Here is a 25,262-nt window from a genome sequence, read left to right as displayed (position 1 = left end):
CTCTGCCGAGAAGTTGATCTCCACGAGTAGTCCCGGCGCAGGAGGCCGCCACCGTGGTGCGCATCGAGCTGGTCGAGGACGGGCCCCAAGGTGAGCGCATCGTGCGCTCCTGGACACGGGAGCGCGGCGAGGTGGAAGGGGCCTGACAACCCCGGTGAGGGCTTCCCCGTCCCGCCGGAGGGGGGTCGGCGTCTCGGGGCCGGGGCCGGAGTTGCCGGTGGGGTGAGGGGGCGCAGGGTGGATAGACGCCCTGGTGGACCTCGTGAAGGGTGGTGCGGGCGATGGCCAGACCCGTGTGGACGGGGGTCTTGGCGTTCGGGCTCGTCAGCCTGCCGGTGGGTCTCTACACGGCCACCGACAGCCACACGATCCGCTTCCACCAGCTCCAGCGCGGGACCGCGGACCGGATCCGGAACCGGCGCGTGAACGAGCGCACCGGCGACGAGGTGGACCTCGCGGACATCGTGAAGGGCTACGACACCGGAGCGGAGTACGTGATCGTCGAGCCGCGGGAGCTCGACGAGATCGCTCCCGGCCGGTCCCGGTCGATCGACGTCGCCGGCTTCGTCGACCTGGACACCGTCGACCCGGTCTTCTTCGACAAGACGTACTTCCTCGGGCCCCGGGGATCCCAGTACGGGAAGGTCTACGCCCTCTTGGAGCGCGCGCTGGCCGAGTCGAACAAGGCCGGCATCGCCACCTTCGTGATGCGCGGGCGGGAGTACCTGGTCGCCCTAAAGGCCGAGGAGGCGGAGGGCCTGCTGACGCTCCACACGCTGCACTGGGCCGACGAGCTGCGCGATCCGCACGCCGAGGTGCCCGACCTGCCGGGGAAGGTCGAGGCCGCGGCGGCGGAGGTGAAGATGGCCATGCAGCTGATCGACGCCCTGGCCATGGACTGGGAGCCGGAGGCCTTCCACGACTCCTTCCGCGAGAAGGTCGAAGCCCTGGTGAAGGCGAAGGCCTCCGGCGAGACGGTGAAGAAGGCCGAAGCGGCGGCGGAGCCGACCGGTGCCGTCGATCTCATGGAGGCCCTGCGTGCCAGCGTCGAGCGGGCCAGGAGCCCCAAAGATACCGGCGCCAAGGCCGCCGCGCCCGGCTCGCGGGCGGCGGGCGGGAAGAAGGCGACGGCCGCGAAGAAGCGGGCGCGCTCCACACCGGCGGCCAAGGGCCGGGAGCTGATGGCGCTGACGAAGGCCGAGCTTTACGAGAAGGCAGCCGCGGCCGGCATCCCGGGGCGCTCGTCCATGAACCACGACGAGCTCGCGCAGGCACTCTCCCGCCCGGGCCACGGGAAGTGACCGACGGGATTCGTCGCGCCGTCCCCCTCCCTCCCCGGCTCGGCCCGTTGTTGAGGCCTGCCGGCCGGGCGGTCCATGCCCCATGCCCTGCAGACGGCCGTCGCCGCTGCCCTCGTGATCCGAGCGGGCCGGCCGAGTCTGGCGCGCCGGCGACCGCAACAGCAGCGGGCGGCCGCTTTCCCGTGGCCAGCCGATGCGGTCTTGGGGTCAGGCCACCTTCACGCGCAGGACGTACGGCTCCCCCGTGCTGATGGCCTGGGCCTGCTCACGCAGATCGGCGTCCGTGAAGCCGAGCAGCGCATCGTCGGCGGCGCGCCGCAGCAGCGGAAGGATCTCGGCGACGGGGCGGCCGCGTCGCGATTCGGCGAGTTCGGCGAAGGCCTGCTGGTAGGGGGCGCCGTACGTGCTCGCGCTGTCGGCCAGCAGGTGGTCAAGGTGCTGCCGCTCGATGCTGATCTCGCCCATGGCCCGCTCCTTCAGTCCTCCGGGGCCCCATCAGTCGGGACCCTCGCCTTCGACACTACGAGGCCGGTCTGACATCGCCCCCGTCCCGGCACCGGGCACGCTCCGGCTGATGAGGTCCTGGAGGAGCTCGCAGGTCGGCGGCGGCAGCAGCCCCTCGGTGGCGAGGAGGTGCCACTGGCAGCCGGGCACGAGGCGGTCGAGCCGCCGGTACTCCCCGAGCTGGTAGAGCAGCACCAAGGTGTCGAGGGCGTGCTGGGCGGGTGGCCAGTGGCGCTCCTTCAACGTGGCTAGCACGGCCAGTCCGGCCATCGCGTAGCGGCCGTTCATCCACTCCAGGGCCGCCTCGCCCAGCTGCCCGGCAGTGAGTTCGTCCTCGACGCGGCCGCACAGGTCCAGGGCCCACTGCCGTACGCTCTCGGCGCTCTTCCAGGCCCGCGCCAGGTCCCGAAGGGGAGCCGTGGCGGCCAGGTCGCGCAGATGCTCTCGGGCATCGCGCACGGGGCCGAGCGCCAGCTGGTTGTCGTCGGTGAGGACCGCGTCGGCGAACTCGGGAGCGTCCTTGCGCGTGGTCTCGACGAGGGACGCGATCGGGTTGGCCTCGGCAGTGGGGTTCATCGCGCGCAGCAGGTCACCGATGTCCTCCAGGGACATCGTCCCGGTGATGGCGGCGGCGGCCGCGGCCAGCGCGGCGTCCTTGGGTGTGGCCGTGGGCGTGCCGGGGTTCGCGTCGAAGGCAGCGAGCTCGGCGGGGGGCCAGGCGTGTCCGGCGGCGCGGACGAGGCGGGCGATGCCTTCGTCGATCCGCCGGGCCCGGGCGGGCACCAGGGTGACGGTCAGGCCGGCATCCGCGATGTGGTCGGCGAGGGCGTCGAGCCGCTCTTCCGGGTCGGTGTCCGGTGCGCCGTCGCCGGGGACGGTGAGGGTGTTCACGGCCGCGGTGAAGGCGGCCCGCAGCGTCTGCTCCGGTACCGGAAGTCCCTCGCCGAACAGGAGCAGCGCCACGTCGTGGGGACGTTTGCCCCGGCCGCCGTGACCGGCGAGGCCGAGGACCAAGGCGAAGCTCTCCGGCGCCGGCCTGGAGGTGCTGCCCTTGCCGCGCCCCAGGCCTCCGCCGGAGATGTTGCCCGGCAGCAGCCGACGGCTCCTCCAGACCTCCAGCATCTTCACGGTCACGGTGAACCCGTGCCGAAACGCGTGCTCGATCAGCAGCTGATCCGCCGGGCTCGGGGTGTCAGTGGACATGCACAGGAAGGTACTGGCGCCACTCCCTGCCCTGGCCGTGCCATCACCTCATCCGGTGACAGCTCGTGGAACGGCATCCGGATGCCAACCCCATGACGTACCGGCACCCCTCGTTTAGAGCCCCCCTACCTCCGCCGGGTCACCGCGTGGTCCTCCCGCTCAAATGGCGTGCAGCAGGTCGCCGCCCCACCCTCCGCAATTGATCTTGCACCAGGTGCACCGGGTTGCGGCACTTCAGGGGGTACCGGCCTCACGCCTCCCGGCGGGAGGCTCAACAAGGCCTCGACCGGCAGGGGTTGCGGGGCTAACTATCCACTCCCGCACTGTGCCGCCCAGGACGCGACGTCAGCGGCGCGCCCTCTTCACGCTCCGCCCGTCATCACACAGAGAAGGACACCGACATGCTCACCGACGTGCTCACCGGCTGGACCGCGGAGACCCTGGGCGGCCTCACGCTGCTGGCGGGGACCGCAGCATGGGGCTGGCTCCGCCGGCGCCGGAACCCGGCCGCCCCCGGCGCAGCCCCGGCCACCGAGACCGCGCGGCAGGTCCGCACATACACGCTGCTCGGAGTCCGGGCCGCTGACGGCCAGCCGGTCCACTGGCCCAGCAGCCGCCCCGCCGGCGTCCGGATCACCTGGACCGGCCCGGCGGGGAAGCGGGAGCAGTTCGAACTGACCGACGCGGTGCTGCCGGACGGCACCTACGCGGCGGAGCTCGTATCGGTGTACCCGGACCGCAGCGCCTACTGACGAGTCGGCCCGAACCGAAGCCCTGAACAGCAGGCTGTGGTCCGGTTGCCCGAAGTCCTCACAGCCCGGAAGGAAGTCCCCTTGGAGCTGCACGCGATCGTTCGGTCCGCCGACGCCTTTCAACAGGGCCTGACCGGTCTCCAGATCCAGGCGGTCGCGGAGCGCGCCTTCGGGCCCGGCGCCGAGGTCCGTTCCGCTACGGAGCTGAGCGGCGGGATGTACAACACCACCTACCGCATCGACCTGGCCGGCCGCGCGGAGCCGCTCGTGCTGCGGGTGGCGCCGGAACCGGCCCGCCAGTTCCGCTCCGAGCGGGAGTTGATGCGCGCGGAGTCCGCGTCGGTGCCGCGGCTCGCGCCGATCGCCGCCTTGATGCCGCGCGTCCTGGCGGCCGACTTCACCCAGTCCGTCGTCGGCAGAGACTGGATGATCCAGTCTTTCCTGCCCGGGACCCCGGCGCCAGAGCTCCTCAGCTCGTACCCGAAGGAGACCCACCCGGCGCTCTTCCGGCAGATGGGGGAGATCACCGCATCGGTGCACGCGGTCGCCGGGCCCTGGTTCGGCCCGGTCACCGGCCCCGGGCACGCGCGATGGAGCGGGGCGGTCATCGCGTCGCTGCGCCTGATCGCCGAGGACGTCAAGGGCTGCGGCTTGGACGCGGCCGACCTGCGCAAGGCCGCCGACGCCGCCCAGGCTGGCGCGGACGTCCTGGACGAGGTGACGGTGCCACGACTGCTGACCGGTGATCTGTGGACGGTGAACACCATGCTCGCGGAAGGGGCCCCAGTGCCGACGATCTGCGGTGTCCTGGACATGGACCGAACCTGGTGGGGCGACCCGGAGGCGGACTGGCCGATGCGGATGGCCAGGGCCAAGCAGGACGAGCGGCTGTCCTTCTTCGAGGCCTGCCCGGCGCCCGCGGACACGGCGTCGGTCCGGTGGCGGCGGCCCGTGTACGAGGTCCGGCACCTCGGTGCGCTGCGCCTGGAGCGGCACCGGCTCGGCAACCAGGCCGGTGTGCGGGATTCCTATCCGGCGGTGGCAGCGGAGTTGTCCGCGCTCGCCCGCTGATGGTGAAGGGCGCCTCCCCTGGCCAGGGAGGCGCCCTTCGGGCCGACCGGGTCAGGCCATCGGCAGGGCGCGGCCGATGACGGAGGCGACAGCCCGCGGGTGGACCAGGCCTGCGCGGACGAGCTGGGTCTGGTCTCCGGCGCAGTCGACGATGGTGAGGTGGTTGGCGGCCGGGCAGACGCCGCCGTCCATGACGATCGCGTCGAGGCCGGCTTCGGTGAGGAACTCTTCGACCTCAGCGAGGGTGATGGCGGGGCCGCGATCGTCGGGCCCGGCGTCGCCGGAAACGTTGACGGTGGTCGACGCGAGCAGTCCGGGGACCGCTCGGGCGAGGTCGCCCAGGGGGCCGGGGGCGTGGGTGGTCAGGGCGGGTGAGCCGACGACGGTGTATCGGGCGGCGTCGGCCGGCTCGCGCCAGGGCAGGAAGAGGGCGAGGTCGCCGGGCCAGAACGCGGCGGCCAGGCGCTCGGCGTCGGGGGTGAAGTGCAGCAGGTCGCGGGCCCGGTCCTGGTCGGGGACGACGAGGGCGAGGGGCTTGTTCTTGGGGCGCTGCTTGCCTTCGAGTATGGCCTTGTAGGCGTCGGGGTTGGCGGCGTCGGCGCAGATCATGTACCAGCGGGCGGTGGGGACGACGACGAGGCGTCCGGCCTCGATGGCGGCTGCGGCGGTGTCGATATCGGTGGTCGGGATGATCTGCACGAGGGGGTCCTTCCCGGTCAGGGGTTGATGGCGGGGTAGTCGAGCCAGGGGTCGCGCAGTGCGTCGAGGCGCCGTGCGGCGTGCTGGGTGTGGGAGACGCGGAAGTACGCCATGAGCCGGGGCGTGGTGGTGTGGTTGGTGCCGACGGCGTGCGGGACCAGGTGGTGCATGAAGAGGACGTCGCCGACATCGGCGAGGAGCGGTTCGCCGCCGGTGGTGCCGATGTCCGGGGGGACTTGGTCGGTGATGCCGCGGGCCCATTCGGTGGCGAACCAGCGGGACATCGTCAGGTGGCCACCGGGGGCGTAGTGGAGGGCGCCGGCGTCGGGGCGGGTGATCGGGGAGAGGACGACGCCGACCAGGAGGGAGAAGGTGCGCAGTTCGGCGGGGTCGAGGTGGGGGCAGCCGACGCCGTCCACGTGCATCGTCTTCTCCGGCTGAGCGGCGGCCAGCGGGTCGTTGGGGATGCGGATCTGGACCTGGGTGGTGGTGACCTGGGCCGGGTCGGTCAGGAGGTCCCGCGCGATGTCGGCGGCGCCGGTGGCGGTGTAGAGGTCGAGGAGGGCCGGGTGCCGGCCGTGTTCGGGGGCGAAGGTGCGCTGGGTGTACTCGGTCAGGCGGTCGGGGTCGTAGTCCTTGGCGTACCAGGTGGTGATGAGGTCGCGGGCGGGGCCGGTGTGGGCGTCGGCGGCGAGGCCGCGGCGGACGAACATGCCGTCGCGGCGGAATCGGGCGCGCTCGTCGTCGGTCACGAGCATGGGCTCTTCCTTCCGGTGAGGGCTTCCAGGGCGGGTACGGAGGCGGCGACGGCCTGGTCCAGGAGGCGGGCGCCGAGGGCCGGGGTGGCGGTGTGCGGGTCGTTGCCGATGACCCCGTTGGCGGCGATGCGCGGGTCTCCTGAACACCAGGGCCAACTCACGCCCCGGTCGGTGACCTGCCGGCGGATCTCGTCGGCATCCTGCGGCGGGTGGTCGGCGAGCTGGTCGAGGCGGACCGTGTCGGGCGCGAGGTGGAGCATGAGCGCGGCCTCGTGGAGGCCAGCGTGGATCTCGGGCCGGTCGCCTGCGGGAAGATGGGCCAGGGCCAGGGGGTGCAGGACGCACACGCTGATGTCGTGGGCGTGGCCGAGTTCGTAGACGAGTGCGTCCAGCACGCCGCGGTTGCCGCCGTGCCCGTTGACCAGGACCAGGTTCCGGGCCTGGGAGGCCCTTACGTGCTGGGCAACGAGAGTGTGCAGCAGGGTGGTGAACTCGGTGATGGTCAGCGACAGAGTGCCGGGAGCCCAGGCGTGCTCCGGGGCGATGCCGTACGGGACGGCCGGGAGCTGCCACATGTCGAAGGCCTCGCCGTGCGCGGCGACCAGGTGCCGGGTGAACTCCTCGGCGATGACGGTGTCGGTGGCCAGCGGTAAATGGGGGCCGTGCTGCTCGGTGGAGCCCACGGGCAGGCACAGCACGGAGGCGGCCTGCAGGCGGGCGGTCAGGTCGGCGGCGGTCAGCCGGTCGAGCCGGCGGTGACCGCCGCCGGGGCCGGTCATGCGGCGCGCCGTCCGACACGGACGAGGAACTCGTTGTCCTCGTGGAAGGTGTCGTCGTCGGAGAAGCCCCGGAGGGTCTTCTGCACGGCAGTCTCGAACTCCTCCAGCCGGGCGCCGAACAGGGCGGGGGCGGCGAAGCTGGTGGAGTAGAGGTAGCCGAGGATGCCGGCGGTGTTCCAGGTCCGGGTGACCGGGACGGTGAACTCCTCGACCTGGTTGAACGGGGACTCCTCCATGATCTCGCTGTAGGGGCGGTTGTGGTGCTGGAAGGTGCCGCCGCCCGCTCGGCGTTCCTCGCCGAGGAAGTCCTTGATGACCTGCTTGACGGCGGCCTTCCAGTCGCTCTCGGCGGCCCAGAAGCTGCGGTCGGCGAACACTGCCACCGCGCCGCCCTCGGCGACCTGGGAGTCCAGCAGGGCCAGGACGCCGGCCTGGTCGAGCCAGTGGAAGGCGCGGCAGATGGTGACCAGGTCTGCCTTCCACCCGGCCGGCGGGCGGAAGCCCTCGGCGGTGGAGGTGACCAGGGACAGGGTGGTGCCCTGTGGGACCTTGGGGCGCAGCGCTTCCTCGGCGGTGGCGATCATGTCGGGGTCGTTGTCGCAGGCGATGACGTCGGTGAAGTACGGCATCATCGCCTCGGCGACCAGGCCGGTGCCGGTGCCGACGTCCAGCAGGCGGCGCGGCCGGCGGTCGGGCGCGTACGCGGCAAGGCGGGCGGCGAGGTCGTCGGGGATGCCGGGGCGGTACTGGCGGTAGTAGCTGGAGGTGCCGGTGAACAGGCTCATGACGTGGTTCCTTCGGGGGTGTTGAGGGTGCGGATGAGGGTGGCCGCATCGGCGAGGGTGGCGGCCACGTGGACATGCTGCCGCCCGAAGGTGGGCGGTGTGTCGGGAATGGTCCGGTCTTTGGAGATCCACACCGGGACGGCGCCGGCGTCGAGGGCGCCCAGGACGTCACAGGCCCAGTCGTCGCCGATGTGAATCATGCTGGCCGGTGCCACGCCGTGGTGTTCGGCGACGGTGAGAAAAGCGCGGGGGTCGGGCTTGGCGTAGCCGAGGGTGCAGGACGGGAACAGGCCGGTGACCCAGGGCGCGAGGCGTTGACGCAGGCCCTCGGTGTCGGCGTCAACGCAGGTCACGTTGGACAGGGTGACCACCGGCGCGACGCCGGCCAGGTCGCGCAGGGCGTCGAGGGCGTACGGGTACAGGGTGAGCGGGGCGGCGGGCAGGTCGCGGGGGAAGTCGGCCGGCTCGATGCCGAGGGCGTCGGCGAGTTCGGCGGCCAGGGCGTCGGTGATGGCGGGCTGGGTGTGCAGGCGGCCTCGCATCACGGCGCGCGCCTGGTCGGCGGGCAGGGGGGAGGCGGCGGTGAGCTGCATGGTCAGGCCGGGGCCGTCGGCTTCGCCGATGGTTCCGCCGACGTCCACGCTGATGAGCTGCACGGGCTGGGTCACTCGGGGTCTCCTTCGAGGGTGGGCAGGCCGGTGACGATCGCGGTCAGGCGGTCGGTGCGGATGGCGGGCGTGGTGGCCTCGCCGAGGAAGGTAAGGGCGTAGCGCAGTTCCGCGTCGTCCAGGGCGTCGAGGTCGCGCCCGGCCGTGGCGGCGGCGGCGCGTAGGTCGTCGGGGATCTCGCGGGGGCGCTGGCCGTGGCGCAGGTGGAGCGTGGCCGACCACTGCTCGGGCAGGTCGTCGGGGAGCGGCTGGGTGGGCTGGAGGGTGGTGCTGGCGTCGAGGGTGGTGATCCGCACCGGGACGTCGAGGCCGTCCAGGGTGAGGGTGCCGGTCAGGAAGGTGTCGCGCCCTTCCAGGCGCTCCTCCAGGAGGAGCAGAGGACCGGTGGCGGCGGGGACGGTGCGGCCTCGTACGGGCAGGGCGCGGGGCGGGTTCAGCATGGTGCGCTCCTCGGGGCGGCGCCCAGGCCGGAGGTGGTGGGCAGGGTGAGGTGTCCGCGGTCGGGTTCGACGGGGTGCGTGTAGAGGTTCTGGCGGCCGCGCTCCCACTGCTGCCGGTATTCGACGGCCAGGACCCGGTCGGGCCGGGCGGCGGCCAGGTGAAGGCCGGGCTGGAAGGAACGGCCGTGCGGGAAGACGGGGGTCGTGGTGCAGGCCAGAATCCGGCGAGCGGCGGTGAGTCCGCCGCATCCGACCACGTCCAGGGTGAGCGCGGAAGGCCGGATCCTGGCGAGGACGGCGGGCGCGTCGTCGGTCAGGGTGAAACGCTCTCCCACCGCGATCGGAAGGGTGCGCAGCTGCTCGTAGGCGCGCAGGTTGTCGGCGGGGGCCGGGTCCTCCAGCCAGACCAGCGCGGCCGGGTCGGCGGCCGCGGCGAACTCGGCCGCGAGGGCCGGCGGCCAGGTGCCGACGGCGTCGACCGCCACCGGCTCGGCCGTCACGACGGCGTGCAGAAGTTCGGCGAGCGCTCCGCCGCTGGCGCCCGGGCGGTTCCGCAGTCCCCACTTCGTGAAGGCCCACCCCTGGGCGCTGACCTCAGCAGTCAGGTCCGCGATGGCGGGGTGGGCGAGGTCGCGGGTCAACCAGGACGAGTACCCGTCCATTCGGTGCTGTAGCGGCTCGTCGGTCAGCAGGCCGGCGACCGGGCAGCCCTCGGCCCGGGCATGCAGGTCCCAAGCCGCGCAGTCCAGCGCGCCAACCGCCCACGAACCGGCACGGGAGCCGGGCGCGGCCTGCACCAGATGGGCGTGGAGGCCTTCGTGGTCGGTCGCGTCGACACCGACGAGTACCGGAGCCAGGCCGCGGACGGTACGGGCGACGGGGTCGGCGAGGGGCCCGTACCAACCGACAGCAGGGCCGGAGCGGACCGCGACGAAGACGGTGTCGTCGCCCGGCCCGGCGTACTCGGCGAGATCGGCGAAGTCGAAGGAGTCGATCACCAGGTGTCGCATCCTGCCCTCGCCTTCAGCAGGCGCCCGGCAGCCGCGAGCAGGCCCTCAGCGGACATGCCGGCCGCAGCCGCCAGGTCTTGCTGGGGGCGGGGGCCTTCGGCCTCCCGCCAGCCGATCACCTCGACCGGCCGCGCGTACCTGGCCTTCAGGAGGGACCAGATCGCGGCCGGGTGCCCGAGGGTGACGACCAGCAGCGCCGCATCCTCGCCAAACAGGACGTCCGCTTCATCGGCGGCCAGCCCGGCGGGCCACACGTCGGGGGCGCCGAGCACGGTCAGGTCGAGGACGGACACCACCCGCACCGCCACACCCAGCTCCGCCCGGATCCGCGGCAGCGCCTCGGCGGCGACCGCGGCGGGCAGGTCCCCGCACACCACCACGGTCAAGACCGGCAGCTGAACGTCGGAGAGGTGCGGCCAGACGGCCAGCCCGCGGGACAGCTCCTCGCGGAGCGTGTCGGCGGGAGCGTTCGGCAGCGGGTGCTTGCCTGCGACGATCACGTTGAGCTGGCCCGTGCTGGTGAACGCGTCGTCCAGGATGGCCGCCAGCCGGGTCGGGTCGGCGGGCGTCAACACCCGTAGGGTCGGGTCCTCCAGGGCGAGGAGCGTCGTGGTCAGCGACGGGTCGCCGTGCGTGTAGGTGTTGTGCCAGCCGTAGGAGGTCAGGAGCAGGTTGAAGCTCGGCCGCGGAGCGGCGCCGGGCATCCGCTGCTGCTTGAGCAGGGAGACGAGTCCGGTCGCCAGGAGCGGGGCGAACGCCTCGTAGGAGATGAGGACCCCTCGGCCGCCGGCGGCGTTGAAGCCGGCGAGCTGCTCGCCCAGGACCTCCTCGGCGAGGACCTCGGTGGTCCAGGGCCGCCGGGCGAGTTCGGCGAGGCGGTTGGAGGCAAGCTCGTCCGGGCTGAACACCTGGAAGTCCCCGGCGCGGACGTGGGAACGGATCACGGTGGTGACGGCGTCGGCGAACGAACCGGGCTGCTGCCGAACGGTCACCGGCGCCGGAGCGGGACGGGGTGCCTTCAGGCGAGGCCAGCCGGTCGCCGCGAGGGCAGCGGCAAGGCCGGGGCCCGGATGGCCGTCGTCGGTGAACAGCTCCTCGGGCCGGTACGCAGACAGCCACGCTTCCAGCGCGTGCAGCTGGGCGGAGTCGGTGGCGGCCCGGGTGAGCGGGGTCTTGTGGGCGCGCGCAGTGCCGAGGACCTGCTGTCCGCTGACGGTGGCGGGGCCGCTCCAGCCCTTGACACACCGCATGAACAGCACCGTTCGGCGTCCGGCCAGGGTGTCGGCGACGGACTCGGCGAGCTCGGCGTGGAAGGACTCATGGCCGTCGTCCGGGACGGTGATGATGTGGGCGTGCCAGCCGAGCCCGGCGGCGTACGCAGTCAGGGCGCTGGCGTCGAGGCCGGCGAGGAGGCTGGGGGCGCCCATGCGGAAGCCGTTGAGGTGGACGATCGGCAGCACCGGGGTTCCGGGCAGTGCGTGAGCGGCGAGCCAGGCCGCGGCCGTGGTCGGGGTCTCGCACTCGCCATCGCCCAGGACCGGCACGATCACCCGGCCGGGGCCGGACGCGAGGGCGGCGCCCTGGGCGAAGGGCAGGCAGCCGCCGAGCCGGCCGCCGAGGAAGTCCCCCGCCGGCAGGGCCGGGGTGACCTCGGAGCCGAGGCCGGCGACCTCGGGGAAAAACCGGCACAGGTTCACCAGCCCCTGCTCATCGCGGGTGAACTGGGGCCGGGCGGCGGCCAGGTGGCCGGTCAGCCAGCCTGCGGCGATCTGCGCGACTCCGGCGTGGCCGGCGCCCAGCAGCGGGACCAGCTCGGTGTCGCCGGTGCCGGACAGCAGGCTGATGTGGGCCAGGGCCCAGGCCGTCCCGGGCACAGTGCCCCAGTGGCCGACCGGGTGCGCCTTCACGTCCCCCGGGGACAGGGGGCGGCGCAGCAGGACATTGTCGCGCAGGTGGATTTGCGCGGCGGCCACGTAGGTCTGTGCCCGCCACAGCAGATCCGCGTTCTGGGCGTGGCCGGTCATGCCGCGACCAGGCGTTCGGGGCCGAAGGTGAAGTGCCACAGGGGCCGGTAGCACTCCCATGCCTTCGGGCGTAGGCCGGTCGGCCCGAGGATGTCCTCCAGGACGGTGCGGGCCTGCAGGTAGAAGGCGAGGTCGGTGGCGCCCGGGGCGCGGAGCCCAGCCATGATCCGGTTGTGGGCCTGGTAGACCTGGAGATTGGGGAACTCGGTGATGTGCGGTGCGAGGTCGCGGACGCCGTCCTCCATGGCGGGCAGGTCGTCGAGCCCGACGATGTAGGTGAACGAGGTGTCGTGTCCGGCGCGTACGGCCCGGCGCAGCACGCGCGGCATCTGCTTGCGGGTGAGCTCCGTCTTGGATGCCTTCAGCAGCAGGTCGCGGCGGGTGAAGCACTCGGCGGTCATGCGCAGGACGAACGGGCCGGCCGTGCGGGCCAGGGTGTCAAAGGCCGTCTGGGTGCGCAGCACCGAGGTGAGGAGTCCGATCTTGGCGGTGATCCCGGTCTCGGTCAGCACCGCGCGGAGGTCTCCGAGGTGGTCGACGGCGGCCTGTTCGCGTTCGAAGCAGCCGGTGGAGACGGTGACCTCCTCCAGTCCGGCCAGAGTGCCGGCCGAGTGCTGGTGAGCCATGGCGTCCAGGAGCTCACGGACGGCGCGCTGCTCGGACAGGCGGGGGTCGGCGGCGGCTTCGAGGGTGTTGGGGCAGAACGCGCAGCCGACGCAGCGGCTGCGGGCATTGGGGTTGAGGGTGACGGCGCGGCCCTCGTTGCGGAAGTAGCCGCCCACGGCCTCGTCCGCGTCGACCCGCGTCACGGTCGCGACGGGGATCCCGGACAGGAGGAGGGTGTCCTCGTCCAGGACGAACGGGGAGGCGGAGGCGTTCAGCGGGACGATCACCTGCCACGGCACTGCGGGCGCCGTCACCAGGCGGATCAGGACCCGGGCGCGGTGGCGGTTAAGGGGCGAGCTGATGCCGTGGAGGTTGATCGCCATCAGCAGGGCGTCCTCGATGGGCACGCCGTAGCGGGCGGCGAGGGTGGCCATGGCGTCTAAGTCGGTGGTGGTGTGGGATTCACGCGGTGTGGTGGCAGGCACGGGGGCCCTCCATCCGGTCAAGGGGACGGACGCGGTGAACTTCCGTACGGTGCAGGCTGATGCGCCTGCGGGCAAGGGGCCGTGGCCGGGATGTCCGACGAGTGCGTGGTGGTGCCCGTCCCCGGCTGCTCGACCTGTCCAGGGTTGTTCAGCCGGGGACGGTGCCCCGGTCCGGCGGTGCTGTCCTTCGGGGCGCCGGGCCGGGATTCTGGCCGGTGACGGCGCGGGCTCAGGGGCGCCGCGCTGCCACCGGAGTTCACAGGGTGGTGCGGGGGTGGGATCCGCAGCGGCAGGCCCGCGATTCGGTGGTACGGGCTGCCGGTCCGAGGGTGTGCGCCGTGTCGTTGGCCGTCCTGCTGGGCGGCTGTGCTTCGGCGGGTGCCTGGTCCGGGACGGTGATCGAGGGGACGGCGGTGGCGCCGTCGGCCTGGTCGGCGCAGGAGAGCGCGAGGACGGCCAAGCCGAGCACGTTGCCTGTCGTCAGCAGCAGTCCCACGATCACGTTCCCGTCCGGCCGGGCGTGCCGGCGCTTGCGGGGCGGGCGGAGGTGGGTGGGGCCGTGTAACTCGCCCCAGTCGCCGGCGTTCACGGCGTTGCCTTGATGGTGGTGAGTTCGGCCCAGACCTGCTTGCCGGTCCGGAACTGCTTGCTTCCCCATCGGGTGGTGAGCTGGTCGACGAGGTGGAGCCCCCGGCCGGCCTCTGCTTCGGGGCCGGCGGGCGTGGGGACGGGGAGGGTGCGGCTGGTGTCGGTGACGACGATCCGTACGTGGTCGGGGTGGCGGGTGACGGAAACGCCGATCCGCCGGGTGTGGGTGTGCTGAACGGCGTTCGCGACGAGCTCGGTGACGATCAGCTGCGCGTCGTCGATCAGGGTGTCGAGGCCCCAGGTGCGCAGGCAGAGGGTGACGTCGTGGCGGGCGCGGGAGGGAGCGGTGTCGCGGGGCGAGTAGTTGTCGCTGTAGCGCTGGGGTCCGGTGGGTGCTGCTCTCACGTCGTCCGCCAGAGCGCCGGTCACCGGGCGGCCCTGCCGCTGTCGGGGCCCTGTATGGCGTGGGCGGTGGAGGCCGGACGGCGGGTGCGGGGTGTGCGAGTGGTGCTCTGGCTCATGGGTGGCCTCGGCGAGTTGGGAGCGGGGGTGGGGTGCGCGGCCTCGTGTCCCCGACGGGGGCGGGGACACGAGGCCGGCAGGCCGGGCCATGCTCGAACCCGGCCGTTCTGGGGACCGCGACCTACCACCTCAGCGTGATCATCTGCTGACACTTGGTCACGGCGTCACATGGGAAGAATGCACCCGATGACGCGATGCCTGCAACCATTGCAACCAAACTCCCAACGATTGGAGGGATGTTCGATCGACTTCCGATCCCCGGGACGGGCAGACTGACCCGGCAAGAGGAAGCCGCACCCCCGGAAGGGGAAGATCCGCCCCCTGCATCGACCTGCCAGCCCGCAGAGAGGTCCAACTTCCCGTGCCCACACCGCCGCTTGTGCAGACCGTGCGCAGACGCCGTCTCGGCAGCGCGCTGCGAACCTTCAGGAAGAACGCCGGCTTCAACACCTCCGAGAGCGCCGCCCAGGCCGTCGGCTGGGATGCCAGCAAGATCAACCGGATCGAGAACGCCAAGGCCCATTTGCCGATCAAGGACGTGAAGCCACTCCTGAAGGCCTACGGGGTCACCGACGAGACCGTGGTCACCGCCATGGAGGAGCTGGCCCGTGACGCCAACAAGGTCGGCTGGTGGAGCAACTACGGCGACCTGCCCGAGACCAACTACAAGGACTACATCGGCCTGGAGGAGGACGCGGAGGACACCCGCATCTACCGCCCCGAGGTGCTCCCGGGCCTGCTGCAGATCCCGCAGTACGCCCGCGAGATCATCACAGCCACCGCCATCACCCGGACCGCGGCCGAGGTCTCCGTGCTCGTGGAGATGCGCAAGAAGCGCCAGGCCATCCTCACCGACACCAGCAGGCCGGGCGGACCCCTCAAGCTGTGGGCCGTCATCCACGAATCGACCCTGCACTACCGGTCGGCGACCCACCCCTCACTGATGCGCGAGCAACTGCGGCACCTGCTCGACATGGCCGATCTGCCCAACATCACCCTCCAGGTGATGCCGATACTCGCCACCCCTCACCCCGGGATGGCGGGCCCGTTCCACATCGTCAGGTTCCCCCACCCCTGGCCCACCGTGATCAGTCTGGAGACCCTGCGCGGTGGGTCCTTCGCCGAGGGCACAGACGACGTGAAGGTCTACGAGGCCGCCTTCGAGCGGATCGTGGCCGCAGCACTCCCCGTCGACGACTCACGGGAGAAGATCAAATCCACCATGGAGAAGTCATGACCGACACGACCAGGCTGTACGCCACCGACCTTCCCGAAGCGGAATGGCACAAGTCGTCGTTCAGCGACGCCGGCGAGCAGTGCGTCGAGATCGCCGACGTCCGGCCCACCCGCGGCTTCATCGCCGTCCGCGACTCGAAGAGGCCGGCGGGACCGGCCATCACCTTCACCCAAACCGCCTTCACCGCGTTCCTGCCGCACGCGATCCGCGGTCAAGCCCCAACCGCCTGACCAGGCGCTGAACGGCCAAGGCCCGGATTCCCCCAGCCCGCAGCGGGGGGAATCCCGGCCTTGCCTGTATGGCGATATCCGTCTGCCTGCTGTCAGCCGCCGGATGACCGGCTGTGGCAGCGGCGTGCTCAGCAGCGGGGCCGCCTCCGCTTCCACGCCCACTCCGCGCCGTGGCCCTCCTTGTTGCCGGCCGGCCTCGCGGCGGCTTCACGAAGGGCGTCCGCATCCCCTACGGGCAGGGTCGGCCAAGTACGGCTCAGAGCGTGCCAGTATGGTCGCCCGCTTCGAATCAGCGGGTGCAGGGTGGCAAGTTCGAACGCGACATCGCTTGAATGACCGGCTCGGCCCAGGCATAGCACGGGGCCGATGGCGGCGAGGGCTCGGCGCAGGGCAAGGTCGCCGTCTTCGTCAACGGGCCAGGCCGGTCAAGGCCTGGAATCGGGTCCACTCGCAGGTGACCGCCGGGCCGAGGCGGCATCTGCTGTCGCTGGTGTCCTGAACGCGCGGGAAGTAGGCGTAGCCGTCGGTGCTCTTCCCGAGCCCAAGCCGGTGCCGAAGTGGCGGCGCTCCGGCCGCACGTTCGCCCGAGCCCCCGACAAGCACCGCTCGCCTCACCCCATCTCCTCCCTCTCCCCCTGCACAAAGAAAGTCCGGCCGGTAACCACCGGCAAAGAGAGCACCTGAGCAGCGCAAATGCACGGTGCGCCGACAGTAGGGTCTCCCCGGCAATCTCCCCCTCTTACGTCCCCCTCAGTGTCCCCCTCCCGCATTCCCCCTACCTTCCCCCTCAGCAGCCCAAGCAGTGCAGGAAGACAACCGCCTGCTTCAAGGTTGTCCCCGGCCTGGGGACGTCTGCGGTGGAGGGCCGGTCGGCCAGGGTTCACCCGCTCGCTCTTCTTCGAATGGCAGGGTCTGCCAATCGATCGGTGTCTCGGGGATGGCTGGGGCTACTGACGGGCGGCCTCCTCAGTCAGGCCGATCGCGGCTGCTGCCTGTGCCGCGATGGCCGTATCGGGCAGCGGGATCGCCGCCCCGATGACGGCTTCCTGCTACGCCGAATCGGAGGGAGCGGTGAGGTGGCTGGTGAGTTCACCGGGTGTGGTCCGTCATCGGTGAGGTCCTGTCGGCAGGTCTTTGACCTGCGGTGGGGAGATTCCCTGGGGCGGCGCGACCTCGCCGGCGGCACTGATCCCTTCCCGTGACTCTGGGAGGCTGGCAGCGGTGAGCCGACCGGTGAGAACGCCACCGTTTCGTGGGGTACAAGAACAAGCACCTCCACGGAAGGCATTCCATGGCTCCCGTTCCGTGACCCGTGCCCCGGGCCGGAACAGCTCCCCGATCCGGCCCGGCTGCGCGGGACGCGGCGACCGCCAGCAGGAGACGGGCGCCTCCCTGCCGTCGCCCTCGAGGGCCTCGGCCGCCTCGAAGACCGGCGGCACCGTCAAACCCGTGCACCCGCGCCGACAACAGCGGACACTCCCCGAAAACAAAACCGCGGGTGGGTGCGCCGATGCCCCGCGAAACCGCCGGTCACGGCCGCAGCCGGAGAGCGGCTGCCGCTGGGCAGGCCCCGCCGGGCGCCCTCGGCACCGCGACGGCATCGACGTGCCGTTCGACCGCCGGCGGTCACGCTGGAGGCTGGCGTTGCCGGCCGACACGGTGTCAAAGGCGCCCGGGTGGGCACGAGGGCGGCCATGACCGTGGTGCTGATGCTCCTGCTCCCTCTCGGCCTCGCCCTTGTCCTCCTGGTGACCGCCGAACCGCCACGCCACAACCGGCACCGCCGGCACTGACTGGTGCGGTGTGGAGCGGCCGAGTTGGCCGCAACCGGCATGCCTCGATCGCGGCGCAGCCTTCGGGACGCGGGTCCCTGCACCGGGAACTCCACCGCGTGCCGAGGCTCGCCGCGCCGGCGACGAAGCGGGCGGAACGCGCACCCAGGAAGCCGAACAGCAGATCCGCTCCCGCACCTGGGAAGCCGCCCCGGACGGGCCCACCTTCGGCGCGTCGGTGCCGACCTCGCGGCAGTACGCGGAAGCCGAGGCAGCCGTCCGCCGCCCTCCGAACCGCCCTGATCCTCGCGATGTGTACGGGATCCGTCACCCGGGCCGAGTGAGGCCGGTGGCGTACCGGGCTCAGGGCGCCGTGGCTTCCCAGGCCGCCTCGATCATCCGGAAGACCTCGTCCACCGTGGCCCCGGGATCGTCCGCCCGGCAGGCCAGCGAGTAGGCGTCGATGGCGAACCGCGCGGTCGCCTTGCAGGCCGTCGCGCTCCGGGACAGGAGGGGATCGGCGGCCAGCGCCCCTGCCAGCGCCTCTGCGTGACGCAGGCTCATCGACTCCTCGTACTCCTGCAGGGCGGGTGATCCCTCGATCATGCGTCGGACGGGCGCACTGCCCTCCGCTGTGCAGTGCCGTACCAGAGCCTGGACCTCGCGGTGCAGCGCCGCGATGAGGGGCTCCTGCGGAGCGCGGTCGGTCACGGACCGTGTGAGGCGCTGCTGGAAGTCCTGGTCCCGTTCGAAGACCAGGGCCTCCTTCGAGGCGAAGTGGGCGAAGACGGTGGTGACGGCCACGTCGGCCTCGGCCGCCACGTCACGGATGCCCACGGCGTCGTACCCGCGCTCCAGGAACAGGCGCATCGCGGTGTCGGCGATCTTCTGACGGGTCGCGGCCTTCTTGCGTTCGCGGCGCCCGGACTGCTCGGTCATGCCATGACACTAGCAGGTATGAATACCTAACCGTTGTGAAACACTAACGGTTAGGCTTATCTTCGGCGCCATGAGGAAAATCAGCTTCGCCGAGTTCGGCGGTCCCGAGGTCCTGCAGCTGGTGGAAGCCGAGGAGCCGCACGCGGGTCCCGGCCGGATACGCATCGCCGTACGGGCGGCGGGGGTCAACCCCGTCGACTGGAGGATCCGGGAGGGCCAGGTCCTGGGCGCCCATCCGGTCGAACTGCCCGCCGGGGTCGGACTGGACGCGGCGGGTGTCGTGGACGAGGTCGGCGCGGGCGTCGAGGGGGTCGAGGTCGGCGACCGCGTGTTCGGCGAAGGCTCCGACACGTACGCCGACTTCGCCGTGCTGTCGGCCTGGGCCCGGATGCCCGAGGGCCTGACCTTCGAGGAGGCGGCCGGGTACCCGTCGGTGGTGGAGACCGCCCTGCGCATCCTCCGCGAGGTCGGCGTGCGGCCCGGGCAGAGCCTGCTGGTCAGCGGCGCGTCCGGCGGCGTCGGGTCGGCGGTCCTGCAGATCGCCCGCGCGCGCGGCATCGCAGTGATCGGTACGGCCGGGGCCGCGAACCAGGACTACCTGCGTGGCCTGGGCGCCCTGGCCACGACCTACCACGAGGGCTGGGTCGAACGGGTGCGGCAGCTGGGCCCTGTCGACGCGGCCCTGGACCTGGCCGGCTCGGGGGTGATCCGCGAACTGGTCGACCTGACCGGCGACCCGGGCAAGGTCATCTCGATCGCCGACCTCGATGCGCCGCGGCTGGGCGTCCGGTTCTCCGGCGTCGCCGGGAGCGTACCGGACGCGCTCGCCGAGGCCGTCGACTTCATCTCCCGGGGCAGCCTCCGCATCCCGGTGGAGAAGTCGTACCCGCTCACCGAGGCGGCGGCGGCACATGCCGACAGCCGCGCCGGCCACACCCGGGGGCGCCGGGTCCTCGTCATCTGACGAGCGGGATCGCCGTCACAGACCCCGCCCGGGCGCCCGCGACGCCGCCAGCACCCCTCCACGCCGTCCGGGCGCTGGGCATCCCCTGTGGTCTCACGAGGACGTGTTCCGGCAGCCGGAGGAATCGGCGGCGCCCGTTGTACGGGCACCACGTGGAGCAGCCCCTCGCCAAGGAGCCGGAGCTGAAGGTGGAGACCCTGTTCGGCTGGGCCGCCACCCTCCTCCTCAAAGACCGCATGCATCCGCGACGAGTGGAGCCGGGTGCGCTCGGTGGGCAGGCGCTCGGCCTGTCCCGCTCCTACACCCTCCTCGACCCAGGGGCACGGGGTCGCGGGATCGCCCTTGGTCCGTGCCCGTGGGATGGACGCTGCAGGTCAGTACGGTCCCGCGCAGCCCGGCTCCGAAGAGCACGGATTCGCTGACGAGCTGGGCCTGGCACCCGCTCGTACTCGTCGACCGGATCGTCCGGCCGTTCCGGGCCGTCCCGGTCGTTGCGCTCCGGCTCGTTGAGCTCGGCCATGCCGCGTGCGGGGCTGACACTACGTCCGTGGCACGGCGGGGCAGCTGGTACCCCGTGGTGGGACCGCGAGGTCGGTGAGGTAGGCGTTCACGGCGTCCTCCATGCACGGGCCCCGAGTGACGCTGCCGTGGCCGTGGCCCTCGTAGGTGAGGAGCACACCGCTGCGGCCGAGCTGCCGGGCCACCGAAACCGCCCACGGGTAGCCGGTGGCGGGGTCGTGCAGCGCGCTGGACACCAGGATCGGCGGGGCCGCGTGTGCGTCCAGGCGGTGCTGCGGGTTCGCGGTCGGCGCGCCCAGACACGCCGTCGTCATCTGGATCGGCAGGAGGTGGGGCAGGTCGGGCGCGGCCGTGTTCATCATGGCGACGAGCGAGGCGTACTCCTCGTAGTCGCGCACCGGCAGGTGCCAGTCCGAGCAGAAGAGCGGGGTGGCCGAAGGGAGCTGCGCGATCGAGGTGGGCGACGCCGGCAGCGGCTTGCTCCCGTCCAGCCCCGCGATCGCCGCGGCCAGGCCCGCGTGGTCGGCCTGGTAGAACTTCCGGAAAGCGATCTTGTTGACCAGGTCCGGAGAGGACAGCGCGGTGCCCGGCTTCGCCGGGTCCTCCAGCTCGCCGCGCCCGGCCCGGGCCAACAGGCCCTGCCAGACGGCGCGGACGTCGCGGCCGTGCAGCGCGCAGTCCTGGGCGCCGGCGCACCACTTCACGAACTCCTCGAACGAATCCTGCGCGGTGGCCGCCTCGGACCGCAGGAAGTCTCGGGTGGTCGCGACGCTGTGGTCCATGACGCTCTCCAGCACCATCGCGCGCACGCGGCGCGGGTAGGTCTCGGCGTACTGCGCGCCGAGCAGCGTGCCGTACGAGCTGCCGTGGAAGGTCAGTTTCCGCTCGCCGAGGGCGGCCCGGAGGGCGTCCAGGTCCCGGACCGTCTGGGCGGTGTCCAGGTGGTCGAACACCGGGCCGGTGCGGGCACGGCAGTCGGCGCGGAGCCGCCTGTTGTACGCCATGGTGGCGTCGAAGTCGGCCTGGCTCCTCAGCTGCGGTGACGGCCGCTGGGCGAGCAGGTCGCCGGAGCAGGTCACCGGGTTGCTGCCGCCCACGCCGCGCGGGTCGAAGCTGACGACGTCGAACCTTCGGCGGACCTCGGGGCTGAACCGGCCGATGCCGCTCACCACCCTCTCCACACCCGAGTCGCCCGGCCCGCCGGGGCCGAACACCATCGAGGCGACGCGGGCGCCGGGGTCGGTGGCCTTGCGGCGGGCCACGGCCAGGTCGAGTCTCGGCCCGTCCGGGTGAGCCCAGTCGACGGGCACCGACAGAGCGGCGCACTCGGCTCCGGGCTTCGCCGGGTCGCCACACGGTGCCCAGCGCAGGATCTCGGAGGCCGGCGGCGACGCTTGGACTGCGGGAGCGGCGGCGAGGCCGGTGACCACGGCCACGGCGGCTCCCGCCACCATGGCCGTGCCCCGCGCGGCGATGCGCGGCAGTGCGGATCTGCCCCTTGTCGGCGACATGGATCCTCCTCGTGAAGAGAGCGGTCGTGTCAGGTGTGCGGGCCCGGCCGGGGCGGCATCGTCACGTTAGGCGCACGGTCTACGTCGTAGTGCCCCTGTCAGGGGCTGTTCCGGGTCGGGTCAGGGACCCCTCAGGGGCGATCAGGGAGGGTCCGCCCGGACCCTCCCCTTCGATGTGCCGGTCAGGACAGCTCGCGGACACCGAGCTGCCGCACGAACAGCAGGCTGTCGGCGTTGGCCCAGTACTCGGCGAGCATGCCGTCCTTGACCAGCAGGGTGTCGGTTCCCGTGAAGCGGACCCGGTTGCCCACGGCGTCCTGCGAAGCTCCCGGGAAGCCTCCGGCGTACGTGCCTTCGGCCGCCCAGCGGACCACCAGGAAGTCGTCGGCGGCGATCGGGCCGACGGTGATCTCGAAGCTGAGGTCACGCAGGATCGTGTGGATGCCCGCCACCCACCCGTTCAGGCCGTCACGGCCGTGAACCGTGTCGTCGCCCGAGCCTGTGAGAGGAGCGGCGTGCGCGACGAAGTCAGGAGCGATGATCTTGTCGGTGAAGGACAGGTCGTTGTTCCAGAGGGCCTTCCACGGCTCGGCGAGCAGGGCGTTGGAGGAAGCGGACATGGTGGATTCTCCTTCGAGATGCGGATTGCTTGCAGGACGTGCGGCGGGCGGCCCCCCGGGGGGCGGCGTCAGCCGCACCCGGGGGCCCAGCGGGTGAGGGTCGTTTCGGCGGTGGTCCGTGGGGCGGTGCGGCGGGTGAGCAGAAGAGCGAGGAAGGCCGTCGAGGCCAGCACCGCGGCCGAGATGGTGAACGCGGTCCGGTAACCGGCGGTGAGCGCCTCCACGTGCGGTTCGCGTAGGGCGGCGTGTGTGGTGACCGAGCCCGCCAGGGTTGCGAGGGCGGCGAGTCCGACGGCGCCGCCGACCTGGCGGGTGGTGTTCACCAGTGCCCCGGCCAGGCCCGCGTCCTGTGGCGGGACGCCTTCGACGGCGAGGGCCGTGAGCTGGACGAAGGCGACGCCGAGGCCGAGGCCGACCAGGACGCTCGGGGCGAGGATGTCAGCGAGGTAGCTGCCGTCGGCGCTGATCCGGGACAGCCACAGCATTCCGGCGGCCTCGGCGAGCAGGGCGCCGGTCACGGTCGCGGTGGCACCGAATCGGCGGGACAGGCGCGGCGCGAGGGTGGAGCCGAGCATGTTCGCGGCGGCGAGTGGGAGCTGGCCCGCTCCGGTGGCCAAGGGCGCTGATCCGAGCACCTGTTGCTGGTAGAGCGGGAGGAAGTAGAACAAGGCGATCCATACGGAGCCCAGCAGGGCCATCAGCAGGTTGCCGGCGGCGACCCTACCGGTGGTGAAGAGCCTCGGCGGTATCAGGGCATCGGTCCGGCGCAGCTCGATGACGGCGAACGCCCCGAGCAGTACGACGGCGGCGCCGAGGGCGGCGAGTACCCGGGCATCCGTCCAGCCGGCACCGCGTGCGGTGGTCAATGCCCAGACCAGGCAGGTCAGGGCGAGGGTGACGGTCGTGGTGCCCAGCAGGTCGAACCGCCCTGACCGCCGTCCGTCCGAGGCCGGCACGAGAACGGCCACGGCGGTGAGGACCACTCCCGATCCCAGTGCGACGGTGTGGAAGATCCAGGGCCAGCCCCACGCCTGGGTCAGCACACCGCCCAGCAGGACGCCGCCCGCTCCACCCGCTCCGGAGACCGCTCCCCACACGCCGAGCGCCTTGCCGCGGCCGGCGCCGGAGGGGAACTGCTCCATGGCCAGGGCGAGCGCCGCCGGGGCTACGGCTGCGGCGCCGACCCCCTGCGCGGCCCGGGCCGCGATCAGCGCGCCCGGGGTGGCGGCCAGTCCCGCCGCAAGTGAGGCCCCGGCGAACAGGGACAGGCCCGCGATCAGTACCCGGCGCCGGCCGAGGAGGTCGGCGGCCCGGCCGCCCGCCAGGAGCAAGGCCCCGAATGCCAGACCGTAGGCGTTGACCACCCATGTGGTTCCGGTGTCCGAGAGGCCTGCCCCGCTGCGGATCTGAGGGAGCGCCACGTTGACGACGGAGGTGGCGAGCATGACGGCGAACTGGCCGCCTGCCAGCGCCGCCAGCACGGGACCACGGCCGAGGGCGGGGCTGTGGGCGGGGCGGCGGGCGGGTGGACCGCCCGGGGAGAATCGGTGGTTCATGGTGGTCCGGTCCATGGGGGTGTGGGAGCCGGGCCGCACGTGGGACATGCTGCGGCCCCGGCTGCTGGGGGGGGTGGGGGGTGGGGGGAGAAGGGTCCGGTGGAGCGGTCAGGAGGACAGCTCGGTGTCGGGGATCCAGTGGCCGTGGATGCCGGCGGGTACCCTGCGCGGGAGTTCGACGGCGGCTACGGTGCTCAGATCACCCGCGTCCAGGACGAGGAGTTCCGAGCAGTCGGCCTTGACGTCGCTGACGATGGTGAGCAGGTAGCCGTCGTCTTCGGCGGCCCCGCCCTCGGCGGGGGCGAAGACCGCCTCGCCGGGCATCCGGCCCTCGCCGTGCGCGAACAGCAGCTGCTCGCCGGTGCGTGAGTCGAGCTTGGCCGTGTGGTAGCCCGACAGGCCCGCGCCGGGGAAGGCGATGGCGTAGCTGTAGCGGTAGTCGCCACCGGTGTGGGCGTCGTTGATCGCGGGGAACTCGGTGACCAGGTCGTTGAGGGACTCGGTGGTGACCGTGCCGGTGGCGGGGTCGATGATCCAGCGGTGGAAGGTCGAGCCGGCGTTGGGGGCGGTGCCGTAGCCGGGCGCGCCGACCCACCACTTCCACGAGCTCTCCCAGGCGGAACGGTCGAAGCGCGGTGCTTCGAGGACGATCCGGCCGCGTGCGTCGGTGTAGGCGTTGGCGACGTGCAGCAGCACGGCCTGGTCGGGCACCTCGAACCAGGTGGTCCGGCCTCCGGCGCGCGGGAGCACCCCGATGCGCAGAGGGACGTCGTCGTGCCAGCGGTAGGGGATGCCGGACTGCTCCGCGTGGTCGAAGACCACCGGCGAGTCGATGAAGACGACGTGCTCGCGGGTGATGGCGAAATCGTGCATGAGCGACGGGCCGGCGCCTTCGACGATCTGTGACCTGACGATGGCGCCGGAAGCGTCGGCCACGTAGTGGGTCAGGTGCGGCGGGAAGGGGCTGTAGCTGAAGAAGTGCAGCTCACCGGTCTGCGGGTCCTCCTTGGGGTGGGCGGTCATCGCGCTCGTGAGCTTGCCGCCGAAGTCGTACACGCCGATCGTGTCGAGGTCGGCGCTGACCTCCCAGGGCAGGTTGGCCTCCTGGAGTGCCAGGTAGCGACCGCCATGGAAGATGATGTTGGTGGCCGCGGCGCTGACGTCGAGTTCGGTCCCGGTGAAGGGGACGCCGTCCAGGAACGGGGTCTTCACCCAGCGGTTGCGGTACCACTCGGCCCGGCCGTCCTTGAGGCGAATGCCGTGCAGCATGCCCTCGCCCCGGAACCAGTGGGTGGGGGTGACGCCCGGCTTGGGGTTGTGGCCGTTGCGGAAGTAGCGGCCGTTCAGCTCGGGCGGGAGGGTGCCCCGCACCCGCAGTTCGCGGCCGGTGATCTCGTCGGTGACGGGAGAGAAGTGGTCGCTGACGTAGGGCTTGCTGAGAGTCATGGTCGTCTTTCCTGGTCGAGAAGGCCGAGAGGCCGAGAGCGCCCGGAGGGGCAGGGCCGGAAAGGACGGGCCGCTCACGCCTGCCCGGTCTCGGACAGTCGACGGGGTGGGCGGCGTGTCGGCCTGTTCCGTTCGAACACCCATAGCGTCGTCCGGAGTTGACGTCGGGCACGTCCGCCTTTCCGCTCGTGGCGGGTTACCCGAAAGTCGTACCGGGCCTGTCGGCGTCGAGGCCGAAAGCGCTGTGCTGCGCTGGCGCGGGGCGGCCTGGGC

At 72.1% G+C, this 25,262-nt stretch carries 24 protein-coding genes; 6 read left to right on the top strand and 18 right to left on the bottom strand.

Features of this window, described 5'->3' with window-relative positions; translation table 11 throughout:
- Positions 1–281 precede the first annotated feature (281 nt).
- Entirely contained in the window at positions 282–1,301 is a 1,020-nt protein-coding gene (locus ACIRBY_RS34205) for a Ku protein (protein ID WP_403908111.1), read from the top strand.
- 207 nt (positions 1,302–1,508) lie between these two features.
- Here ACIRBY_RS34205 and ACIRBY_RS34200 read toward each other — a convergent pair whose 3' ends face one another.
- Together ACIRBY_RS34200 and ACIRBY_RS34195 are read right to left on the bottom strand one after the other, a co-directional pair.
- Positions 1,509–1,766, bottom strand: a complete 258-nt coding sequence (locus ACIRBY_RS34200) for a hypothetical protein (protein WP_403908109.1) — start codon at positions 1,764–1,766, stop codon at positions 1,509–1,511.
- Positions 1,767–1,796: 30 nt separating this feature from the next.
- Positions 1,797–3,008 carry a hypothetical protein gene (locus ACIRBY_RS34195; RefSeq protein ID WP_403908107.1) on the bottom strand — a complete coding sequence of 404 codons (1,212 nt, stop codon included), beginning with the start codon at positions 3,006–3,008 and terminating at the stop codon, positions 1,797–1,799.
- A 401-nt stretch (positions 3,009–3,409) separates the two neighbouring features.
- On the opposite strand from ACIRBY_RS34195, the gene ACIRBY_RS34190 reads away from it, so the two are divergent.
- Together ACIRBY_RS34190 and ACIRBY_RS34185 are read left to right on the top strand one after the other, a co-directional pair.
- Complete coding sequence (locus tag ACIRBY_RS34190) at positions 3,410–3,760, top strand: hypothetical protein (RefSeq protein WP_403908105.1); 351 nt, start codon at positions 3,410–3,412, stop codon at positions 3,758–3,760.
- Between the two features lie 81 nt (positions 3,761–3,841).
- Positions 3,842–4,831 (top strand): phosphotransferase family protein, encoded by a 990-nt coding sequence (locus ACIRBY_RS34185; RefSeq protein WP_403908103.1) that lies wholly within the window; start codon positions 3,842–3,844, stop codon positions 4,829–4,831.
- A 51-nt stretch (positions 4,832–4,882) separates the two neighbouring features.
- Here ACIRBY_RS34185 and ACIRBY_RS34180 read toward each other — a convergent pair whose 3' ends face one another.
- The 11 genes from ACIRBY_RS34180 to ACIRBY_RS34130 form a co-directional block, all read right to left on the bottom strand.
- Complete coding sequence (locus tag ACIRBY_RS34180; protein ID WP_403908101.1) at positions 4,883–5,530, bottom strand: L-threonylcarbamoyladenylate synthase; 648 nt, start codon at positions 5,528–5,530, stop codon at positions 4,883–4,885.
- A gap of 17 nt (positions 5,531–5,547) precedes the next feature.
- A complete protein-coding gene (locus ACIRBY_RS34175; protein ID WP_403908099.1) occupies positions 5,548–6,288 on the bottom strand; it encodes a phytanoyl-CoA dioxygenase family protein in 741 nt (246 codons plus the stop codon).
- Positions 6,279–7,067 carry a creatininase family protein gene (locus tag ACIRBY_RS34170; RefSeq protein ID WP_403908097.1) on the bottom strand — a complete coding sequence of 263 codons (789 nt, stop codon included), beginning with the start codon at positions 7,065–7,067 and terminating at the stop codon, positions 6,279–6,281. Before ACIRBY_RS34170 ends, ACIRBY_RS34175 begins: the two co-directional genes overlap by 10 nt.
- The gene (locus tag ACIRBY_RS34165; RefSeq protein WP_403908095.1) at positions 7,064–7,852 is read right to left on the bottom strand and encodes a class I SAM-dependent methyltransferase; all 789 of its coding nucleotides are present in this window, start codon (positions 7,850–7,852) and stop codon (positions 7,064–7,066) included. Before ACIRBY_RS34165 ends, ACIRBY_RS34170 begins: the two co-directional genes overlap by 4 nt.
- Positions 7,849–8,520, bottom strand: coding sequence for an HAD family hydrolase (locus ACIRBY_RS34160; RefSeq protein WP_403908093.1), 672 nt, complete (start codon positions 8,518–8,520; stop codon positions 7,849–7,851). Before ACIRBY_RS34160 ends, ACIRBY_RS34165 begins: the two co-directional genes overlap by 4 nt.
- Positions 8,517–8,960: a hypothetical protein gene (locus ACIRBY_RS34155; RefSeq protein ID WP_403908091.1), complete on the bottom strand. Its 444-nt coding sequence runs from the start codon at positions 8,958–8,960 to the stop codon at positions 8,517–8,519. Before ACIRBY_RS34155 ends, ACIRBY_RS34160 begins: the two co-directional genes overlap by 4 nt.
- Complete coding sequence (locus ACIRBY_RS34150; protein ID WP_403908089.1) at positions 8,954–9,970, bottom strand: enolase C-terminal domain-like protein; 1,017 nt, start codon at positions 9,968–9,970, stop codon at positions 8,954–8,956. The genes ACIRBY_RS34155 and ACIRBY_RS34150 overlap by 7 nt, the downstream gene beginning before the upstream one ends.
- Positions 9,955–11,994, bottom strand: a complete 2,040-nt coding sequence (locus ACIRBY_RS34145) for a hypothetical protein (RefSeq protein ID WP_403908087.1) — start codon at positions 11,992–11,994, stop codon at positions 9,955–9,957. The genes ACIRBY_RS34150 and ACIRBY_RS34145 overlap by 16 nt, the downstream gene beginning before the upstream one ends.
- A complete protein-coding gene (locus ACIRBY_RS34140; RefSeq protein ID WP_403908085.1) occupies positions 11,991–13,034 on the bottom strand; it encodes a hypothetical protein in 1,044 nt (347 codons plus the stop codon). The genes ACIRBY_RS34145 and ACIRBY_RS34140 overlap by 4 nt, the downstream gene beginning before the upstream one ends.
- Positions 13,035–13,341: 307 nt before the next feature.
- Positions 13,342–13,581 carry a hypothetical protein gene (locus tag ACIRBY_RS34135; RefSeq protein WP_403908084.1) on the bottom strand — a complete coding sequence of 80 codons (240 nt, stop codon included), beginning with the start codon at positions 13,579–13,581 and terminating at the stop codon, positions 13,342–13,344.
- An 89-nt stretch (positions 13,582–13,670) separates the two neighbouring features.
- The gene (locus tag ACIRBY_RS34130) at positions 13,671–14,078 is read right to left on the bottom strand and encodes an ATP-binding protein (RefSeq protein WP_403908082.1); all 408 of its coding nucleotides are present in this window, start codon (positions 14,076–14,078) and stop codon (positions 13,671–13,673) included.
- A gap of 505 nt (positions 14,079–14,583) precedes the next feature.
- Here ACIRBY_RS34130 and ACIRBY_RS34125 point away from each other — a divergent pair.
- Both ACIRBY_RS34125 and ACIRBY_RS34120 read left to right on the top strand, forming a co-directional pair.
- Positions 14,584–15,432: a helix-turn-helix domain-containing protein gene (locus ACIRBY_RS34125; RefSeq protein ID WP_403908080.1), complete on the top strand. Its 849-nt coding sequence runs from the start codon at positions 14,584–14,586 to the stop codon at positions 15,430–15,432.
- The gene (locus ACIRBY_RS34120; protein ID WP_403908078.1) at positions 15,429–15,662 is read left to right on the top strand and encodes a DUF397 domain-containing protein; all 234 of its coding nucleotides are present in this window, start codon (positions 15,429–15,431) and stop codon (positions 15,660–15,662) included. The genes ACIRBY_RS34125 and ACIRBY_RS34120 overlap by 4 nt, the downstream gene beginning before the upstream one ends.
- A gap of 2,135 nt (positions 15,663–17,797) precedes the next feature.
- On the opposite strand, the gene ACIRBY_RS34115 is transcribed toward ACIRBY_RS34120, so the two are convergent.
- Entirely contained in the window at positions 17,798–18,373 is a 576-nt protein-coding gene (locus ACIRBY_RS34115) for a TetR/AcrR family transcriptional regulator (RefSeq protein WP_403908076.1), read from the bottom strand.
- Between the two features lie 70 nt (positions 18,374–18,443).
- Between ACIRBY_RS34115 and ACIRBY_RS34110 the strand changes: the two genes are divergently transcribed.
- Entirely contained in the window at positions 18,444–19,337 is an 894-nt protein-coding gene (locus ACIRBY_RS34110; RefSeq protein ID WP_403908074.1) for an NADP-dependent oxidoreductase, read from the top strand.
- A 539-nt stretch (positions 19,338–19,876) separates the two neighbouring features.
- On the opposite strand, the gene ACIRBY_RS34105 is transcribed toward ACIRBY_RS34110, so the two are convergent.
- The 4 genes from ACIRBY_RS34105 to ACIRBY_RS34090 all read right to left on the bottom strand — a co-directional run bounded on the left by ACIRBY_RS34105 (position 19,877) and on the right by ACIRBY_RS34090 (position 24,989).
- Entirely contained in the window at positions 19,877–21,367 is a 1,491-nt protein-coding gene (locus ACIRBY_RS34105; protein WP_403908072.1) for an alpha/beta hydrolase, read from the bottom strand.
- 182 nt (positions 21,368–21,549) lie between these two features.
- Positions 21,550–21,987: an ester cyclase gene (locus tag ACIRBY_RS34100; RefSeq protein ID WP_403908070.1), complete on the bottom strand. Its 438-nt coding sequence runs from the start codon at positions 21,985–21,987 to the stop codon at positions 21,550–21,552.
- A 68-nt stretch (positions 21,988–22,055) separates the two neighbouring features.
- Positions 22,056–23,543, bottom strand: coding sequence for an MFS transporter (locus tag ACIRBY_RS34095; RefSeq protein WP_403908068.1), 1,488 nt, complete (start codon positions 23,541–23,543; stop codon positions 22,056–22,058).
- Positions 23,544–23,651: 108 nt separating this feature from the next.
- Positions 23,652–24,989, bottom strand: coding sequence for a carotenoid oxygenase family protein (locus ACIRBY_RS34090; protein WP_403908066.1), 1,338 nt, complete (start codon positions 24,987–24,989; stop codon positions 23,652–23,654).
- Positions 24,990–25,262 lie beyond the last annotated feature (273 nt).

The sequence above is a fragment of the Streptomyces sp. NPDC096136 genome, from assembly GCF_044763325.1.
GTDB lineage: Bacteria > Actinomycetota > Actinomycetes > Streptomycetales > Streptomycetaceae > Streptomyces.
Note: the sequence above shows the minus strand (reverse complement) of the source record. Positions and strands in the feature narration are given on the sequence as shown.